Here is a 19,994-nt window from a genome sequence, read left to right on the forward strand (position 1 = left end):
TTATTTTTTCCAATAAATTTCTATTTTATCGTTTTCTTTAATTGGGTCGGTCACTGCAGCCTTCATACCGTTAAGTATCAGTTGAATCGTACCTTTAGGCTGACTGAGGTCAAAATCTATATAATCAAATATGTTAACAAATACATACCCTGCTTCTTTATAAGGTAATTCTATAAGTTCTCCATTAACATATAAGCGTATAGCTGAATCATTTTGCTGTTGTAAGAGTTGTTCAAGTAATTCCATATGATTATTTTTTTGTTCTTCTACTTTATTTGAAATATCTATATGGTCAAAGGGTTGTAAAAGGTATTCACCATTTACTTCATTTCCATTTACTACTATCAATTTTTCTTCTATTTTCATCTGTAACAGTTGACACAATTCTAAAAGGGTATGAATCGTTTTAACTTCTATTTCATCTCCATCTTGAATGATTTCTTCTTGTGAACGCATATCTCCATTAACGAGTATCATAGGAAGATATATTGGTTCTCCATTGACATAAAGGGTTATTGGCTCTTTAAGTAAATGGATATAATCTTTCACGTAGCCTGTGCCATCTACTCCTGGCTTAGCAAAAATCATATGAATACGATCACCTTCACTAATGGCATCTTCTAGGCTAGCTATTTGATCATTTAAGAAAATAACAGCAGCTTCTCCACTTCCACCCTTTATCCTTATTCGTTCTCCATTACATTTAAACATTAAAGTTCTACCTTTAGTGGGAAAAATCTCAGTATGTGCAATACCAGCATGCATGAGTACATCCAAGATAGTCATTTTTTTTGTATTCATTAGTGTAATTTTCTCACCATTGAAGTTCACATTTAAAAATTGTTGCTGCATACTCTTAGCTGCTGTCATTGCAATCCCTAATGGGGTAATCATTTCTGGTCCTTTTGTCATCTCACACTCATATACAACATCAGGAATTTGATCTGCAAGGCGTACTGCCACACGTGCTTCTGGAAGTTTGAGCTCACTTGAAAGATTTTCAATAAGCCCTGGCATCTGGCTCCCACCACCTATACAAAACACTGCATTCGTTGACTTCTTGCCATTAAGTTCTAAAATCTTCTTACCTATTTGCTTAGCTAGTTGCCCCATAATAGGTTCTATACATGCTTTTAATTCAGCACTACTGATCTCATTTTTAAATCCTATAATATCTTCATAGGTAATGATCTCCTGATAATTCATTGCCTGCTTCATTTTTTCTGCAGTATTAAAATCGACTAAATACTTGTGTACAATTGCCTCAGTTACTTCATCACCTGCCATAGGAATCATGCCATAAGCTACAACACTACCTTCTCTTGTAATAGCAATATCTGAAGTCCCAGCACCAATGTCTACAAGTGCTAAGTTAAGAAGACGTAAATTTTCAGGGATCACCGCATTAATAGCTGCGATAGGCTCTAGAGTCAAATGAGAAACATGTAAATCAACTCTATTGGTTACTGCATATAAACTATCTACTACACTTTTAGGCAAAAATGTTGCTAAAATTTTAGCACTTAATACTTCACCTTTATGGCCCTCTGGATTGGATATGACATAGTCATCTACAAAATAGTTAATTACCGTATGGCCTACACAAAAATATTCCGTCGCCTTTATTTTACGTTCACGTTCTAACATTTCTTTAGCAAGATCAATCCCCTCTACCTGGAGATTTTGCATATCTAACGGCCCTATTTCATGTACTTCATCAAAGCTTTTAGTTACATAAGCCATTTGCGTATTGAGAACACGACCAGCAGCTGCAATATTTACTTCTTTTAATGCATAACCAACTTCTTCTTCTAATTTTTCTTTAATACACCTTACAATATTGGCAACCTTTTCAATATCATGCACTTGCCCATCTAACATGGCACGTTCTTCGTGCTCCATACATATATGATGCTTAACATGCCACTTCTTCTCTTTGATATAGCCTAGCGTTCCTATTACAGTACGCGTACCAATATCTAGTCCAAATATTAAATCACTCATTCTGCCTATAGTCCCCCTTTTAAGTCTAATAAATACTTTTTCATTATATCTTTTTGTGTTTTGGGATTGACCACATTAATTGTACATCCAGTTGCCAGTTCAAATCCTGCAAACTGACCTGTCCTTGGCAAAATCTTGATGAAGAAATGATAATGCTCATCCTGCTCATATCTACCATTCATAAAACACATATTATAACTTATTTCTCCTAACATCTGCCTATTCATCTTTATGGCTTGCTCTGTGATATAAGCCAAAGCTTCCAAATCTGCTTCGTCCATTTGTCCAATATTGGAAATATGCTTCTTAGGAATAATCCACGTTTCATATGGTACACTAGCACCTTCTGGTACACATAGTTGCCATCCATCTTGTTCCAATACACTTAAATCTTTATCTTCTATTTCTTTACATATTCTACATTTATCCGTTTGTCTGAAGTATGCTTCCATTTTTTTATAATGTTCTTCTATTGTACAAGGCACCTCTTCTAATGCAATAATCTGAGAATGTGGATGCCCTATACTTGCCCCAGCCCGTTCACCTTCATTTTTAAAAACTTGGACAAAGTGAATTCTGGGCATTTTAGATAATGTTATCCACCTATCTCTTATCACTTGCAATAAAACTTTCCAATGTACTTTCGTAAAGTGTTCGGGCTTTTTATGGTGATCTTGTGTTTCGATAATCACATCATGTATTCCATAAACTATCCCTTCTTCAGAACAAGCTGGATATTTATTATTTACTATTTGAATCTTATCCCCTTCTTCTGTCACTATTGCATTTCTTACAATTTCTATCTCTGATGCATTTTCCAGACAGAAAGGACATAATGAGGCCCCTAAAAATTGATTAGGTCTAGTTCTTCTATTTTCTGACAAAATGCTACTTATACCTAGTACTTCATCATTATACATCATCCCATCATTCACCTCGTATTCATCTTAGGTTTTATTGTACTATATCCTTTTCTAAAATTAAAGAGACATCTAGACAATAAAAAAAGACTAGTTCTTAAGAACTAGTCCACAATTTGCCATTCTTCTACATTTGAATAAATATTAATAGGACTTGGTTGTATATTTCCTCCAACCTTTTTCTTCGTAATTAATGCCCCATTTTTAAAATATAAACTGATATAAGGGTTTTGTTCCGCAATATATTGTTGTAACTTACTATATGCCTCTACAATTTTATCAGGATGACTACTAAAGGCTGCTTGAATATATTGATCCATTGTTGGATTATTATAACTTACAAAATTATCTCCACCTGTAATTTGACTAGAATGAAGTGCAAACGTTACATCTGGAACGTAAGATAACTTCCATCCACCTAAGAAAGCTTCAAATTGTTTATTATAGATACGCTCTTTAAAAGTAGTTGCATCTGTCTTCTCAATAGTTACCTCAATCCCTACTTCTTGATACATCTTTTTGATACTTTCTGCTACACGTACACGTTCATTATTTTCTTCATTTACAAGTAATGTAAAGCTTAATGGAATATTATTCTTCATAAAAAGCTTTGTTTTTTCATCGTAAGTATAACCTTCTCCTACTAGAAGTAATTTTGCTTTTTCAACATCATATCCTTTAATTTGTAGCGTTGGATCAAATAAATAAGAATGAGGTGCTATAAGTGTATCTGTAATAACAGAATGTCCTAAATAATAAATTTCTGACATCTTTTGTCTATCAATAGCATACACAAGAGCATTACGAATATTTGCATTTTGAAAAATAGGTTTGTTATGGTTAATACCCATAAATTCATAACAATTAGTACCTAGTTCGTAAATATTAGCAGACTTATCTTTAGCATATTTACCCCAGTCCATTACATCTGTATAAATCACATCAATCAGGCCTTGTTCAAATGCATAAAGTAAACTTTCTTCATCTGGAATAATCATAACTTTAATTTCTTTGATGCTTGGGGCACCCATAAAGTAAGATTCATTGGCAACTAAAGTTGCCTCCTTATGAGAAATACTTTCAGCATATTTAAAAGCTCCAGAACCTACCGGTAAAATAGCTTTTTGCTCTGTCTCAGTTCCTGTATAAATATGTTTTGGAACAACAGGGAAAAATAAGGTTTGATAAACACCACTAAATGCTTGTCTATAATAAATCTTTAAAGTATAGCGGTCTACAACTTGTATATTGGCTATATTTTTAGTTGTAAGTTTATAAGGTGACTCACTAGCCTTTTGTATAAGTTCTAAAGTATAAGCCACATCATCTGCTGTTAAGTTTGTACCATCATGCCACTTCACATCTTGTCTTAAGTCAATACGCATGCATTTTTCTGCTTCACTATAAACATAATTTTGAGCTAAATTGGAGCTTACACTTCCATCTTCATTAAGATTTACAAGTGTATCAAACATAAGATAAAGATTTTGTTGTACACTTTTGTCCATATTGTAAATAGGATGGAGTGTAGTAGGGTTTTGCATTCCTATAGTAAGAACAGATGAAACATCTGTGTTTTGGTCAGTTGTTACCTCTTCTTTTGTAGGCGGCTTTTCTCCTTGCTCACTCTCATTTGAACCCGTTACCGTACCGCAACCTACTAGTAAAACGATACACATCATGAGTGCAAGTATTTTACCGAACTTATGAATCATTCTTTTCCTCCTTAGTGATTGTAAAGCAACTTATAAATGGCATAATGAAAACTTACCTTTTTAACATAGCGATCTGTTTCCTTGAAGGGAATAGTATGTAGTACTCTACCATCTTTGCTATAAAGGGTATTTTCACGCCACTTTGCTACATTGCCTGAACCAGCATTGTAAGCTGCTAATACTAAGTTTTGATCCCCCTCATATTGATTCATTAGCTTTGCCAAATACCAACACCCGATTTGGATATTAATCTCTGGATCAAATAATTTATCATTAGAATAATAGGGGATCTCGCACTCTGTAGCGCCCCAACTGCCTGTCTTATTCATAATTTGCATAAGTCCCTTTGCACCACTTCTTGAAAGTGCTTTGGGTTCAAACCCACTCTCTGCCTTCATGACAGAATAAACAAAGAGTGGATCCACACCATATCGTGTACTATAAGTATCTACAACCTCTTTATAAGGTCTACGATACAGCACAAAAGGACTTATACATAATATACAAACCATTAATAACCCACATATTAATATCTTTAAATATCTTTTTACCTTCACGCCAATACCCCTTTATAATTGTTCTAGCATTTTGACCATTTGTTCTTTTGTATGTTGACGTGTATAACGGTTATCAATGACAAAGTCAGCGACTTTTTCTAATTCTTCCCATTTTTTTTGCTTATTAATCCGTTCTAACACTTGTTCTTTAGTAAATTCATCACGTTTCATCAATCTTTCTACACGTGTTTTTTCATCTGCATAAACAGCTATGACGTAATCGGTAAGTTCAATTAATCCAATTTCTATTAAAAGTGCTGCATCAATAATGACAATATCCCACTTCTTCTGTTCTTTACATTGTTCTAGCAATGTTTTAATCTCATTAAAGATAATAGGATGTGTAATTGCATTAAGGGCTTTAAGCTTCTCTTGATCGCCAAAAACAATTGCACCTAACTTTCTACGTACAATGTTGCCTTCTTCATCTAAGATTTCTCTTCCAAAGGTTTCTATCACTTTATCATAAGCTAAGTCGCCCTTTAAAAGAATTCTATGTCCCATCTCATCTGCTCCAATAACGAAGCACTTTTTCAACTCTGTTAGCAAAGAAACAACTGTGCTTTTCCCTGCCCCAATTCCACCTACAATTCCTATTGTTCGCATCACTTTCTCCTATTTTGCAGCTAACCAGTTAGAGCCGCTGTGTACATCTACAGATAGCGTAACTTTTAAGTCCACTGCTTGTTCCATTTTTTCTTTAAGTAGTTTGGCTACTTGTTCTTGTTCTGGTTTATATACTTCTAATAAAAGTTCATCATGTACAGTTAATATAACTTTTGAACGTAAACCTTCTTCTTGTAGCGCACGGTGCACATTAACCATTGCAAGTTTAATAATATCTGCTGCTGTTCCTTGAATTGGTGTATTCATCGCTTTACGCTTACCAAACTCCCTCAAATTAAAGTTCTTTGCGTTAATTTCTGGAATATCACGTTTACGATTAAAGATGGTTTGAACATAACCATGATCACGTGCAAAAGACACACATCCATCTAGGTAATCTTTAATTTTTGGATATTTTTCAAAATACCCTTCAATGTAAGCTGCTGCTTCTTTTTGTGTAATCTTTAAGTCTTCTGAAAGTGAAAATGCCCCAATACCATAAACAATCCCAAAGTTAACAGCCTTTGCATTACTTCTTTCAAGTGGCGTAACCTCTTCAAATGGTACATGGAATACTTCTGAAGCAGTTAATGTATGAATATCAATATTTTGATTAAATGCATTGATTAACTTTTCATCATCTGCTAATGAAGCAAGAACACGCAACTCAATTTGTGAGTAATCGGCATCTAAGAAGATATAATCTTCGGATGATGGTATGAATAACTCACGAATACGTTTACCCATCTCAAGTTTGATTGGAATATTTTGTAGATTGGGTTCTGTTGAACTAATACGCCCTGTCGCTGTAATCGTTTGATTAAAGCTAGAATGAATTTTATGTTCATCCGTCATAACTGAAAGTAATCCATCTACATAAGTAGATTTTAATTTAGTATATTGTCTATACGCTAAAATATCTTCTACGATTGGATAACCATCTTTAAGTTTTTCAAGGACTTCTGCAGCTGTTGAATAGCCTGTCTTAGTCTTTTTAACAGCTGGAATATCCATTTTCTCAAATAGAATCACACCTAATTGCTTTGGTGAATTAATATTAAATGCTTCTCCTGCTGCTGCATATACTTTCTCTGCAACATTTTCAATCAACGCATCTAATTCTTTACCATAGGCTTTAAGCTTTTCTACGTCAACCTTAATGCCTTCTACTTCCATATCGAAAAGCACCTTTACAAGTGGCATTTCAATATTGTAAAACAGTTCTTCCATATGGTTGTCTTCAATTTCTTTTTTGAGTACAGCATAAGCTGCATCTAAAACATGAGCACGTTCAGTTAAAAACTTTATACGTACTTCATCTTCAAGGGTAAGCCATGCTTTCATGCTCTTGCCTTTTCCTAGAAGTCCTTCAGTACTTTCTACATTTTGTACCCCTAAGAAACGATCTGCTATTTCACTTATTTCATAAGTTTCATTAGTAGGCTCGATTAAATACGCAGCAATAAATGTATCAAATACCTGTCCTTTTATCTCTATGTGATAAGGATAAAGAATATGTCTAAGCTGTTTGCTATCATGAATAACCTTAAGCCCTTCTTCATTACCAAAGAAGTTTTGTAAGGTTTGTACCTCTTCTGTATTTGTTAAGTTAAAGCTTAAACGACCTACTTTACTATCAAAAGCCAGTCCAAGCTCTAATGTATCTGCTTCATAGGCATAAGTCATGGCACAAACTTGTCCGCCTGTTACTTCTTCTAAGCCGTTAAATGTATGCACTTCTACTTGCTCTACTGGCTTATTGGCTGAAGCTCTTGGAAGCCTTGCAATAATCTTCTTAAATTCTAAGTTTTTCATAAGTTCTTCTGCTTCTTCTGTAAGTGTAAGATCTAAGTTAAACTCATCCCATGTATACTCAAGTGGTACATCACATACAATGGTTGCAAGCATTTTACTTTCTAGTGCTTGATCTTTATAAGTTACAAGATTCTCTTTTAATTTCTTTTGAGTAATCTCATCAATATGCTCATATAGATTTTCAATAGAACCATAAGTTTTAATAAGCTTAACAGCAGTCTTTTCACCTACTCCAGGTACACCTTTAATATTATCTGAAGCATCTCCCATAAGACCTTTGACATCAATAAACTCTAATGGCGTCACTTCATACTTAGCTTCTACATCTTTGGCATAGTAACTTTCTATTTCAGTTCCTTGTTGTTTAGTCTTTGGAATTTTAAGTTCAATCGTCTCACTTGTAATTTGAAGCAAATCGCGGTCTCCTGATACAACAACCATGCGATAACCATCTCGTTCTCCACTCTTAGCTAATGTTCCAAGTAGATCATCTGCTTCAAACCCTTCTTTCTCCATCATATGAATATTCATAGCACGTAACACCGTTTTGAGTAGTGGAATTTGCTCACGTAACTCCTGTGGCATACCTTTTCTTGTGCCTTTGTAATCTTCACACTGAATATGTCTAAAAGTAGGCGCACTGACATCAAATGCAACACCTACTAAATCTGGTTTTTCCTTTTCAATAATGCTTAACATTATATTTAAGAATCCATAAACCGCATTGGTATAGCGACCTTCTTTATTAGTTAGTAGTGGTATACCATAAAAGGCTCTATTAGCAATACTTAAACCGTCGAATAACAGTATCTTTTTATTCATTCTACACCTCCTAGTTTTAAGGATACCCTAAAATATTCCTATTTATTATAGCATAGTTTGTTTTATAAGCGAAGAAAGAGCTTAGAAAATCTAAGATAAATTTTCTAAGCTCTTAATAAACTCAAGGGTTTTAAAAGGTTTCTCTATGTAATAAGCAACCAGTGCATCACAGACTAAACCTATTTCTTTTAATACGTAAGGTTTAATTTCAAAGTGATAAAGTACCTTTATTGGACTTCCTAGTATATAATGCAAAACATACCAACTCGTATAACTTAAGGTTATACCAAATCCTACACCTTTACACTTATCACAAACAATACCACCTTCTCTTATTACAAAGGTATAACGTTTGTTAGGATCTTGTACAATTTCTGTTGTGCAATTCACACAATGGTCAAGTTCTGGCATAAATCCAAGTACACCTAAGGCACGCATTTCAAACGTTCGTCTAATACGCTCACATGCCTCACTTCCCATTTTCTCTAAACTATGTAAAGTATATAGCATTAGCGTCAAAAGGTGTTCATTACCACTACCTTCCACTGCTACTTCACTTATAAATTCAGCAATATAGGAAGCATAGCTTAAGGTAAATAAATCTTCTCTTAAATGATGAAAAGTGAAGATAGGCTCTACACCAACAAGCTTATAGGTATGTTTATAACATGTCATTGTAAATTCACCATATACAAACATCTCTGTTCCTGAAGCTAAACCTTTATCAAACTTTTTAGCTCGTGGTGCACCTACTTGAATCTTACCTAATTCTTTTGTAAAGAGAGTGATAAATTTATCACTCTCTCCAACTACATACTCTTTAAGAATAATTCCTGTTGCTTTAATTATCATAATTTTCTATGTCTCATCCACTCTCTTCTCTAATAAGCTTGATCTGGTTTTTTCATACTCCTTAAACTCTAGATAGGTTGCAATATCTCCTGTAGTCTCAAAACATTTCCATAAATGATTTAACATATGAATGCCCCCTTTAAGCTTAATACTATTAGCATATACAAGTTTAGATTTACAATACTACAAAAAAACTTCCACCTCTTAAACCCTTGACTTATTAATATTCGTCGTTATTAAATCCGAAGTTTTTAAGTAAAAATTGGCTATCTCTCCAGTTTTTCTTAACTTTCACCCAAAGTGTTAGATAAACTTTGGAGCCTAAAAGTCTTTCCATATCATAACGTGATTTACTACCAATGTCTTTAATCATTGTACCATTTTTACCAATGATAATACATTTATGTGAATCGCGTTCACATACAATCGTTGCTTCTATGTCCACTACATTACCTTTTGGACGTGCTTTCATTGTATCAATTTCAACTGCAATACCATGAGGAATTTCTTTATCTAAAAGATGAAGGGCTTTCTCACGAATCATTTCTGCAACAATTTGTCTTTCTGGTTGATCTGTTAACATATCACCTGGGAAGAACTGTGGTCCTTCTGGTAAATATTTCTCAATACATTTTAAAAGAGCATCAACATTGTTACCTTCGTAGGCTGAGATTGGAATAATCTCTGCAAACTCTACCTCTTTTTTAAACTTATCGATTGTTTCAGCTACCTCTTCTTTAGATACACTATCAATTTTATTAATACAAAGGAAAATTGGTGTTTTTACTGTTTTAAGCTTTTCAAGAATGATGGCATCATTTTTCCCAATTACTGGATGTGGCTCAATTAGATAGAAAATAATATCTACTTCATTAAGTGTTGTATTGGCAGTTTTAACCATCATTTCACCTAATTTATTTTGAGGGGTATGAATACCTGGTGTATCGATAAAAATCGCTTGGAAATCATCTGTTGTTAAAACAGTTTTAATACGATTACGTGTTGTTTGAGGTTTGTTAGACATAATCGCAATCTTTTCTCCGATTAAACGATTCATAAGTGTAGATTTCCCTACATTGGTTCTTCCAATAATTGAAACGAACCCTGATTTAAATGTATCTTTCATAATAATCTCCTTATTTGTTCAATTCTTCTTGTCCAAAGTGGTGAGGTAATAAATCATTAAAAGCATAAACTTTTATTTCACCTTCAGCATTTTCAAGGATAATTTCACCTTGCTTCATAAATTCACCAATAACTTGGCGGCAAATTCCACATGGATACGTAAAATCTGTGCTACTGCTTACAATTGCAATTGCTTTAAAACGTGTTACACCTTCAGAAACTGCTTTGAAAATAGCTGTACGCTCTGCACAGTTTGTTGCTCCAAAAGAAGCATTTTCCACATTACATCCTGTATAAATTTTATCGTCTTCAGTAAGTAAGGCTGCACCTACCTTAAATTTTGAGTAAGGTACATAGGCATATTCCATTGCTTCTCTCGCTTTTGCCACTAACTCTTTGTACTTTTCCATAAAGACATCTCCTATCTTCCTATATTTAAAGCAGTTAGAACTTCTTCTTGCTTTGAAATCATAAGTTTCTCATCACTATCATTCATATGATCATAACCCAATAAATGGAACATACTATGTGCTACTAAAAAGCAAACTTCTCTTTTTAATGTATGTCCATATTCTTCAGCTTGTTCTTTCGCTACTTCATAGCATAATACTATATCTCCAAGTAGAATGTCTTTAGTATCATAATTCATGATTGACGCTTCGTCAAGATTCTTCCAATCAATGACACCATTTGAAATCGGGTCAATTTGTGGGAAAGATAAAACATCTGTCGGCTTATCTATATCTCTATGTTCACGGTTAATCTCTTGTATTTCTTCTTTATCAACAACAGTTAAACTGATTTCTGCTTCATAAGGCACCTTCTCAATTTCTAAGCATTGATTAATAACAGCCTTTACTGTTTCTAATAAGCCCTCTTGTTGTTCAAAAAAATCATAGTCATCTTCTAAGTATAAATTCATGTCATTTAACCTTTCTATCTGGGTATTCAATACGTTCATGATACATCCCTTTTAGCATGCGTGTAAAGGACTCAATAATTTTTTCAAGATCTGATATATACAAAGGACATTCATCTAACTGGCCTTCATCAAACTTTTGCCTTACCATTTTTCTTACGATATCTTCTACGCTTAACTCTTTTCCTATCTTGTTTTGCATAGAGCGTACAGTGGCTTCTACCACATCTGCTAGCATAATAAGTGCTGCTTCACGACTTTGTGGTTTTGGACCTTTATAAGAGTAGTCCATAGGATCTACTTCATCACCTTCTATATTTTTTGCTTTTACGTAAAAATATCCAGCCATGCTTGTCCCATGATGTTCCACAATCATATCTTTTACACACTTGGGAAGCTTATAGGCTTCTGCAAGTTCAAGCCCTGATGTTACATGTGATAAAATAATATCTGCACTAGACTTTGGATCAAGATAATCATGTGGGTTATCTAATACTTGATTTTCTTTAAAATAATTACTACACGTTAGTTTACCTATATCATGATAGTATCCACCTACCCTCGCCATTAAAGCATTGGCTCCAATCTCATCTGCTGCCGTCTCAGCAAGATTAGCTACAAGTAAACTATGATAATATGTACCTGTCGCTTCTATTAAAAGACGTTTTAAAACAGGTTGATCTGGATTGGTCAACTCTAAAAGTTGAATAGGTGTAATAAATCCAAACGCAGCTTCCCATAGTGGCAAACTTCCCACAACTAAAATAACAATTATAAGTCCAACCAAGAATGCTTCTGCCCCCTTAAATAGTAGCTTACTAGATATATTCATACCAACAAGTAAGTTGAGACTTACAAATAGTGCCGCTTGGATCCCACCAATAAAAAGTGCATTGCGCATGGTCTGCTTACGTTCTTGCATGGATGTAATAATAGAAATACTTAACAATCCACTAAGCAGATGATAGATCATAAACACTAAATCCGCTTTGTGCGAAACGCCTGCCACAACAAGTAAAATAAGATGCATTACAATAGCAATATCTTTACTAATTAAGATCGATATGAGTAATGGTGCTACAGCAAGGGGTATATAAATATAATCTCCTGTTATCATCACTCTTATCAATCCTAAAGAAATCACATATAAAATAAAGATCAAACTGGCTTGTCCTCTTGTTAAAGCCATAATACTCTTATCTATGCGAATTGTACGATATAAAAATAGCAAGATTAGAAATATAAGTACGAATAAGCCTATAAATTGGCTATAATTTTGAGAGTCATCTGTATTTAAATAACCGATTGTATTTAAAATAGCATAGGCTTCTTCTGTTACCCGTGTTCCCTGCTCCAATACACGTTCACCTTGCAAAATATATATAGGCTCTACATGGTTTCTCGCTTCTTCTTTGGCTAGTGCTGTTGCCTCTTTATCTATTACGAAATTTGCCTTAATTTGAGTATAAATTATTTCATAGGCAATTTTTTGCTGGAGTGTGCTTAAATCTGTACGTTCTAATTTAGTCCGTATATCTAAAGATTTATTTTCATTTTCCTTTACGCCTGCATCCATAATATTAGTTAATAAATTAATACAAATTTGTTCTAAACTATCTAACTCATTTAAACTTGTACCTAGTAAATTTTTATATTCATCTTCATACAGAGGAATAGGTGATTTACTTTGTAAAATTTGTACAGGTGAGGTCCCAAACTCTTCTGGTATTCCTGATGTTTTTAATGCCTCAACATAGTTAAAAAGAAGTTCAATATTAGCAATACCCTTTTGTAGTACTTTATCGTCCATTTTATAGACATCAGGTGTTGTATTTTCAGCTAATATCCTTTTACGTTCTGTTGCCAGTTCATTTTCCACTTGAAAAGGTGCTTCAATTGTCTGTTGAGCTATTTGACCTACTTCTATTTTAATTTTTTTACTAAAGCAATCGCCCGAAGTAACCACTAAGCAGGTTAGTATAATTGCAATGATACAGTATAGTACTTCCCACCGAAATTTTTTCATCCCCTACCTCCATCTTTCAAAAAATGCCGCTAGAATTAGCGGTCATTTTTTGAATGCTTTTGTATTTTTTTTTCATAATCATCGTAAGCATCTACAATCTTTTGAACTAATGGATGACGCACAACATCATTACGATCTAAATAACTAAATGCAATGCCATCTACATTAGCAAGTACTTTACCTGCTTCTTTTAAGCCACTCTTTTGATCTGCTTGTAGGTCAATTTGTGTTAAGTCACCTGTAATGATTGCTTTACAGTTAAAACCAAGTCTTGTTAAGAACATTTTCATTTGAGGTGGTGTTGTATTTTGTGCCTCATCTAATACGACAAAAGCATTATTCAAAGTACGCCCTCTCATATATGCAAGTGGTGCGACTTCAATAAGTCCTTTTTCCATATTTTTTTCAAATTGTTCTGGTCCCATAATCTCAAAGAGTGCATCATAAAGTGGACGTAGGTATGGGTCTACTTTACTTTGAAGATCGCCCGGTAAAAATCCTAACTTCTCTCCCGCTTCAATAGCAGGGCGTGTTAAAATAATCTTGCTGACTTCATTTTTTCTGAATGCATTGACAGCCATTGCCATAGCCAGGTATGTTTTCCCTGTACCTGCTGGTCCCACACCAAAGACAATCATATTTTTTCTAATATTTTCAATATATTTTTTTTGTCCCATTGTCTTTGCTTTAATTGGCTTACCTGCTTGAGTCATAGTAATTAAATCTTGGCTTGCAAGTGAGAATTCTTTTTCTTGATTTTTCTTGATGAGATCTACGGTATATTCTACCATCTGTGTATCAATAACTTCACCTTTTTCAGCAATACTCAAAAGCTCTTTGAAAGTTTTTACCGCTAGATCTATTTGAGCTGGTTCACCTGAAATTTTAATATCTTCATTTCTAAGTACAACTTTAATATTAAAGAGTTTTTCCAGTAATTTAATATGCTCATCAAATTTACCGAAGATCCCTGCTATATAACATGTTGGTATTTGAATTTTCTTTTCATCTAAACCCATTATTCATTTTCTCCTTCTACTTTATTCTGGGGCATTATTTCTTCTAAAGACAAGCCTACATGCTCGCTTACATCCTCTTCGACTATTGCCTGTAAAGTTGCTACAAGCTTTCCTTCTTCTTGTTTATAGCTTACCTCATGATAAAGTACATTGGATCCTTCACCTAATTTTTCTAAAAGAGCGTCATAAAGCGCACCATATAACTTTTCTTTTGCAGTCTCTTCCTCTACCACTTGTTGCTTCGGAACATACTCTACCTTTTGTGTACATTCATAATAAAATGGAAGTGGAAACTTATCTGTTAACTTAAATTGCTTAACGGTTACAATTTCATCAAAATGATTATAGACATCTTTTGAATGACTTTTCCAAATAGGCATTTTGAAATTAAATAATCTTAAGTTATAGCGTGAACTCACGCGTTCTGTATAATCCTTTTTTACACTTTCAAGAGGCATACTTGCTGTAAGTGCATAACCTGTCTTTGCCAAAATCTGCGCTTTTGAATGTGCGAGATAGAATGCACCAGACTCATCATTATAGGGAATACTACCGGAAACTAAAAGGTCTCCTTTTTTAACAGTATCTCCTTTTTTAACTTGTGGCATTCCTTTATCTGTTGCGATATAAGTAATCAGTGCATCTCTTTTTGCAACTAAATTACATGGTTCTGTTTCTTCTACTAACTTTGGCTTTGGTACAGATTCACTAATTTGTACCACCAGCTTTGTCCCTTCGTACTTCACACCTGTCCAAATAATTTCTGGATAAGCATCAATTAAGACTTGCTCAGCCTTTCTTAAATCAAGACGTCCTTTAAACCTACCTACTTCATATCCATTCTGCTCTAATGTTTCAATGACTTCTGTCTCATTAAGGCGTTTGCAGCCATCAACTTCAACTAGCCAAACAAAAGAACATAATAGATACATAAGACCTATAAAGATTAAACTCCCATATGCTAACATCCATCTTTTGCGATAGCGAAATTGGAGGAATGGTAATCCTCTTTTTTCTACAATACGTATATGACATTTTGACTTTTTTGCATAAGGTTTAAGCTTTTTAAAACCTTTTGTAGTTGTATACAAATACATTTTATTATTCTTACGTGTAATATTCCAAAAATATTGACTGTCTTTTAGGGCTAAATTCATAAATTTTTCAAGTGCATATCCACTTACTTCTACTATAACATAACCTCTCAAATAATTCCATATCGTTAAAAACAAATCACTCACCCTTTCTGTCCATAGCTCACAGATTGGATTTTACCTTTAATATGTATTTGTTCACTATCCATACTCTTTGCTTCTAAGTTCTTCCCTTCAATAGCAAGTTCTCCACACGTTGTGTTCAGTCTGATAATATCTTCTTCATACTGGACAATACTAATAAAGTTTTCTATTGCTATTTCACGATTACCAATGAATGAAATAATTGGAATATCTAATACCGTTTCTTGAGGTACCTCCAAGCTACTCATTACACCTAGTACCCACTCTTTCTTTTTATCTTTCATATCTTTTTTCATGGTGTTCCCCTCCTTATCATTATTATATTTATGCACGAATAAGGACAGGTATAACTTGTATCAAAAAGAAAGATGAGAATAACAAAAAATCCTAGAAATGCATAGCATTTCTAGGATTTATATCTTTGCTCAAGGTAGCCCTTGATTATAGCACAGCTTAGTCGCCTCCTAGACCTCTAAAGAGATCTCAGGCAGACATCACTAGTTATTAGTATTGTCTATTTTTTTTGCGTGCTGCTTCTGATTTCTTTTTACGTTTCACACTTGGTTTTTCGTAATGTTCTCTTTTACGAATTTCTTGCATGATACCTGCTTTAGCACAATTTCTTTTAAAACGACGAAGAGCGCTATCTAAAGATTCATTTTCGCGAACAGTAACCTCTGACATTTCTTTCCCTCCCTCCGGGCTGCAGTATCGTGCTTTATGCATTTGTACGGAGAAAAGATTAAAGCACTACCATAAATTATAATTGACTTCTAGGATTACGTCAATAGGTTGTCGATAACTTTTACTTATTTAATTGTTGATTTATGATTTCTTTTGCTGTTTCAAGTGCTTCTTTTACCTTTGTTACATCTTTTCCACCAGCTTGAGCCATATTAGGGCGGCCACCACCGCCACCGCCTACAACTGCTACTGAAGTTTTGATAATATTTCCACAATGGATACCAGCATTTACCGCTCCATTTGTAGCCATACCTACTAAGCTAACCTTTTCATCCATACAACTTGCAAGAACAACAACACCTTCACCTAATTTATCTTTAAAAGTGTCACCCATATTACGTAAGCCATTCATATCCATAGCAGGAAGTTCAGCTACTAATACTTTAAACCCTGCCACTTCCCCTATTTCATCTAAAATGTTTTCAGCTTCTGCTTTAGCCATTTCAGCTTTAATACGTTCGTTTTCTCTTTGAATTTCTTTACTTTCAGCTAAGATATGTTCTACTTTTTTAGCAACAGCATCTTTTTTAGTTTTTGTAAGTTTTGCAACTTCATTCAATTCTTTTTCAATTGCTTGATAATAATGAATTGCACCGCGTCCTGTAACAGCCTCAATACGTCTAACACCTGACGCTACACCTGTTTCAGAAACAATTTTAAAAGTACCAATTTGAGCTGTATTTACAAGGTGAGTACCACCACAAAGTTCGATTGAGTAACGTCCCATATCTACAACACGTACAACTTCGCCGTATTTTTCACCAAAGAGTGCCATTGCACCAAGCTTCCTTGCTTCATCAATAGAAGTTTCCATTGTTGTAATATCAAGTGCTTCTAAAACTTTTTCGTTAACAATTGCTTCTACACGTTCAATTTGCTCAGCTGTTAAGGCTTCAAAGTGTGTGTAGTCGAATCTTAAGCGTTCATTTGTTACATTAGAACCAGCCTGCTCTACGTGTCCACCAACTACTTCACGAAGTGCTTTTTGAAGAAGGTGTGTTGCACTATGGTTACGTGCTGAGTCAAGACGTACTGTACTATTTACTTTAAATGTTGCAGTTTCACCTTGCTTTACAGTACCTGCTACAACTTTACCATGGTGAGCAAATTTACCACCTACTACTTTTGTTGTATTCGTTACTTCTACTGTACCATTTGCTGTTGTAATTGTACCACTATCACCCATTTGTCCGCCACTTTCAGCGTAGAATGGTGTTACTTTAGATATAATATTTACAGCCATACCTTCTGTAGCTTCGCTAACGATTGCCTCATCTGTTGTTAAAGCATCGATTGTACTTTCAACTTCAAGCTCTTTGTAACCTACAAATTCTGTTGTAAGTGTGTTTGGAAGTTCATCGTATACATTTTTGTCACGGCCTGAATAATTTGTCTCACCACGTGCTTCACGTGCACGTTTTCTTTGCGCTTCCATTTCTGCTTTGAAACCTTCTTCATCAATACCTAAGCCTTTTTCTTCTAATATTTCACTTGTTAAGTCAATAGGGAAGCCATAAGTATCATAAAGTTTAAAGCTTGCTTCGCCGCCAAGTACTTTTTCACCTTTTGCTTCAAGTTCTTCAATGTAACCATTTAAGATGCTAAGGCCTTGTTCAATTGTTTTATTAAAGTTTTCTTCTTCTACTGTAAGAAGTTTTACAATGTAATCAAACTTATCTTCAAGCTCAGTATATTCATGTTTTGAATTATCGACTACTGTTTTCACAAGTTCTTTTAAGAATAACCCTTCAATCCCTAAAAGTTTACCATGTCTTACAGCACGACGAATCAATCTTCTCATAACATAGCCACGGCCTTCGTTTGATGGAAGTACCCCATCAGATGCCATAAATGTTGCTGAACGGATATGATCTGTGATAACACGGATAGACATATCAGTTTTATCACTTTCACCGTATTTTACATTTGCAAGTGCACAAACATGGTTACGGATTGCTTTAAATGTATCTACATCAAATACAGAACTTACACCTTGCATCATTGCTGCAAGTCTTTCAAGTCCCATACCTGTATCAATATTCGGATTTGGAAGTGGTAAGTAAGTGCCATCTTCTTGTCTATCAAATTGAGTAAATACTAAATTCCAGAATTCCATATAACGATCACAGTCACAACCTACGCTACAAGTTGGCGAATCACAACCATATTCTGGTCCTCTATCAAAATAGATCTCTGAACATGGACCACATGGACCTGTTACCCCTACTTCCCAGAAGTTATCTTCTTTACCCATAAATACGATATGATCTTCTGGTACGCCCATTTTATCATGCCATATTTTTGCTGTTGGTTGATCTTCTTCGTATACAGATACAAAAAGACGATCTTCTGGAAGTTCAAGTACTTTTGTTACAAACTCCCATGCCCAGCTAATGGCTTCTTCTTTGAAATAGTCACCAAATGAGAAGTTCCCAAGCATTTCGAAACATGTTAAGTGACGTGCTGTTTTACCAATGTTTTCGATATCACCAGTACGAATACATTTTTGACATGTTGTCATACGTTTGCTTGGTGGTACTTCTTGACCTGTAAAGTAAGGTTTAAGTGGTGCCATACCTGCATTGATTAAAAGTAAACTGTTATCATTTTGTGGTACAACTGGAAAGCTTTTTTTACGTAAATGTCCTTTTGACTCGAAGAAGCTTAAGTACATTTCTCTTAATTCATTTAAACTAAATTGTTTCATGAGTATTCCTCCTTATATTGTTCATCTTTAATGTGAATAAAAGGCTTCATAGTATTCATCTAGACAAAGATTAAGTTTCTCCATTTTCTTAGCATGCCCAATGCCCACATACCTATAATGCCAAGGTTTATATAACATCCCTGTAACTTCTTCTTTTTCTTTTGGATACCTCAATATAAAGCCATATTCCTTAGCATATTTGTTAAGCCATAAAAACTGATTTGTTGCTTCAAACTTTAACGGATCATTAGGCATTTCTTGCTTATATAAAGTAAAATCCATAGAAAGTCCTAACTGATGTTCACTACAACCAGGTGGCGCAATATGCGTTTTAGCTTTTTCATAAGCATTGATACTCTTTTCCCCAAGCCTTATAAGACGTTGAACTTCATTTTGATAAAGTTTCTTCTGATAAGCAAAACACTGATAACCTCTAGCCCCTAATACTGGTGAGAGTCCACTATCTTGCATATCACGACTTAATCTATAAAACGCTTCATACGCCTCTTTCACAAGCCAAATATGCATAATTGGCTCACATACTAAAGGTGTAGGAATATAAAGAGCATCTAATGGTTTTTGTTCACTCACTATACTAAGTTTATGCATCGAATCACCTCGGCCCATTTTTTGGACAAATAAAAAAACCTCGTTCCCAAATAGGGACGAGGTTGCTCGCGGTACCACCCTAGTTATACCTAAAAATAGGTATCACTCACAACTTCTAACGCAGTCACCCGTACATCCCTACTCAGGTTCAAGATGTATGCTCAAAGGCTGCTTCAACAAACAGGTATTAGGAAACTCTCAGCAATGTTTCCCTCTCTGAAAACCCTTATCTATTTACTACTCCTTATCATCGCATGTTACTTATTCTATTTATATACCTAGTATAGCTTTTAATATGCTTATTATGATAATGATT

The 19,994-nt window shown here is 34.5% G+C and carries 18 protein-coding genes and 1 other annotated feature; all 18 genes read right to left on the reverse strand.

Translation table 11 applies throughout. The features are described 5' to 3' along the window. Positions 1 to 2,004, reverse strand: coding sequence for a cell division protein FtsA (locus BN2390_RS16150; protein ID WP_053985341.1), 2,004 nt, complete (start codon positions 2,002 to 2,004; stop codon positions 1 to 3). A 5-nt stretch (positions 2,005 to 2,009) separates the two neighbouring features. Then, entirely contained in the window at positions 2,010 to 2,939 is a 930-nt protein-coding gene (locus tag BN2390_RS16155; RefSeq protein WP_198524931.1) for a galactose-1-phosphate uridylyltransferase, read from the reverse strand. 89 nt (positions 2,940 to 3,028) lie between these two features. Continuing rightward, complete coding sequence (locus BN2390_RS16160; protein WP_053985343.1) at positions 3,029 to 4,639, reverse strand: peptide ABC transporter substrate-binding protein; 1,611 nt, start codon at positions 4,637 to 4,639, stop codon at positions 3,029 to 3,031. An 11-nt stretch (positions 4,640 to 4,650) separates the two neighbouring features. Then, entirely contained in the window at positions 4,651 to 5,196 is a 546-nt protein-coding gene (locus tag BN2390_RS16165) for a lytic transglycosylase domain-containing protein (RefSeq protein ID WP_242847685.1), read from the reverse strand. Between the two features lie 12 nt (positions 5,197 to 5,208). After that, positions 5,209 to 5,802: a dephospho-CoA kinase gene (gene coaE, locus BN2390_RS16170; RefSeq protein ID WP_053985344.1), complete on the reverse strand. Its 594-nt coding sequence runs from the start codon at positions 5,800 to 5,802 to the stop codon at positions 5,209 to 5,211. Between the two features lie 9 nt (positions 5,803 to 5,811). Further along, entirely contained in the window at positions 5,812 to 8,439 is a 2,628-nt protein-coding gene (gene polA / locus BN2390_RS16175; protein WP_053985345.1) for a DNA polymerase I, read from the reverse strand. 90 nt (positions 8,440 to 8,529) lie between these two features. Next, positions 8,530 to 9,291: a DNA repair protein RecO gene (recO, locus tag BN2390_RS16180; RefSeq protein ID WP_053985346.1), complete on the reverse strand. Its 762-nt coding sequence runs from the start codon at positions 9,289 to 9,291 to the stop codon at positions 8,530 to 8,532. 6 nt (positions 9,292 to 9,297) lie between these two features. Then, the gene (locus tag BN2390_RS21490) at positions 9,298 to 9,417 is read right to left on the reverse strand and encodes a YqzL family protein (protein WP_082238827.1); all 120 of its coding nucleotides are present in this window, start codon (positions 9,415 to 9,417) and stop codon (positions 9,298 to 9,300) included. Between the two features lie 94 nt (positions 9,418 to 9,511). After that, positions 9,512 to 10,417 carry a GTPase Era gene (gene era / locus BN2390_RS16185; protein WP_053985347.1) on the reverse strand — a complete coding sequence of 302 codons (906 nt, stop codon included), beginning with the start codon at positions 10,415 to 10,417 and terminating at the stop codon, positions 9,512 to 9,514. A gap of 10 nt (positions 10,418 to 10,427) precedes the next feature. Beyond that, the gene (locus BN2390_RS16190; protein ID WP_053985348.1) at positions 10,428 to 10,826 is read right to left on the reverse strand and encodes a cytidine deaminase; all 399 of its coding nucleotides are present in this window, start codon (positions 10,824 to 10,826) and stop codon (positions 10,428 to 10,430) included. A gap of 11 nt (positions 10,827 to 10,837) precedes the next feature. Continuing rightward, on the reverse strand, positions 10,838 to 11,377 hold the full coding sequence (gene ybeY / locus BN2390_RS16195; protein WP_242847686.1) for an rRNA maturation RNase YbeY: 540 nt from the start codon (positions 11,375 to 11,377) through the stop codon (positions 10,838 to 10,840). Next, on the reverse strand, positions 11,340 to 13,361 hold the full coding sequence (locus BN2390_RS16200) for an HD family phosphohydrolase (protein WP_053985349.1): 2,022 nt from the start codon (positions 13,359 to 13,361) through the stop codon (positions 11,340 to 11,342). Before BN2390_RS16200 ends, ybeY begins: the two co-directional genes overlap by 38 nt. Positions 13,362 to 13,396: 35 nt before the next feature. Continuing rightward, positions 13,397 to 14,380, reverse strand: a complete 984-nt coding sequence (locus BN2390_RS16205) for a PhoH family protein (RefSeq protein WP_053985350.1) — start codon at positions 14,378 to 14,380, stop codon at positions 13,397 to 13,399. Then, positions 14,380 to 15,588, reverse strand: a complete 1,209-nt coding sequence (yqfD, locus tag BN2390_RS16210; RefSeq protein WP_198524932.1) for a sporulation protein YqfD — start codon at positions 15,586 to 15,588, stop codon at positions 14,380 to 14,382. Before yqfD ends, BN2390_RS16205 begins: the two co-directional genes overlap by 1 nt. A gap of 29 nt (positions 15,589 to 15,617) precedes the next feature. Continuing rightward, on the reverse strand, positions 15,618 to 15,914 hold the full coding sequence (gene yqfC, locus BN2390_RS16215; protein WP_053985352.1) for a sporulation protein YqfC: 297 nt from the start codon (positions 15,912 to 15,914) through the stop codon (positions 15,618 to 15,620). Between the two features lie 208 nt (positions 15,915 to 16,122). After that, a complete protein-coding gene (rpsU, locus tag BN2390_RS16220; RefSeq protein ID WP_053985353.1) occupies positions 16,123 to 16,302 on the reverse strand; it encodes a 30S ribosomal protein S21 in 180 nt (59 codons plus the stop codon). Between the two features lie 121 nt (positions 16,303 to 16,423). Then, positions 16,424 to 19,069 (reverse strand): alanine--tRNA ligase, encoded by a 2,646-nt coding sequence (gene alaS / locus BN2390_RS16225; RefSeq protein ID WP_053985354.1) that lies wholly within the window; start codon positions 19,067 to 19,069, stop codon positions 16,424 to 16,426. A gap of 27 nt (positions 19,070 to 19,096) precedes the next feature. Then, positions 19,097 to 19,678, reverse strand: coding sequence for a M15 family metallopeptidase (locus BN2390_RS16230; protein WP_053985355.1), 582 nt, complete (start codon positions 19,676 to 19,678; stop codon positions 19,097 to 19,099). 49 nt (positions 19,679 to 19,727) lie between these two features. Further along, positions 19,728 to 19,938 (reverse strand) — a binding site (T-box leader). Positions 19,939 to 19,994: the final 56 nt, after the last annotated feature.

The sequence above is a fragment of the Niameybacter massiliensis genome (assembly GCF_001282685.1).
Taxonomy (GTDB): Bacteria; Bacillota; Clostridia; order Lachnospirales; family Cellulosilyticaceae; genus Holtiella; species Holtiella tumoricola.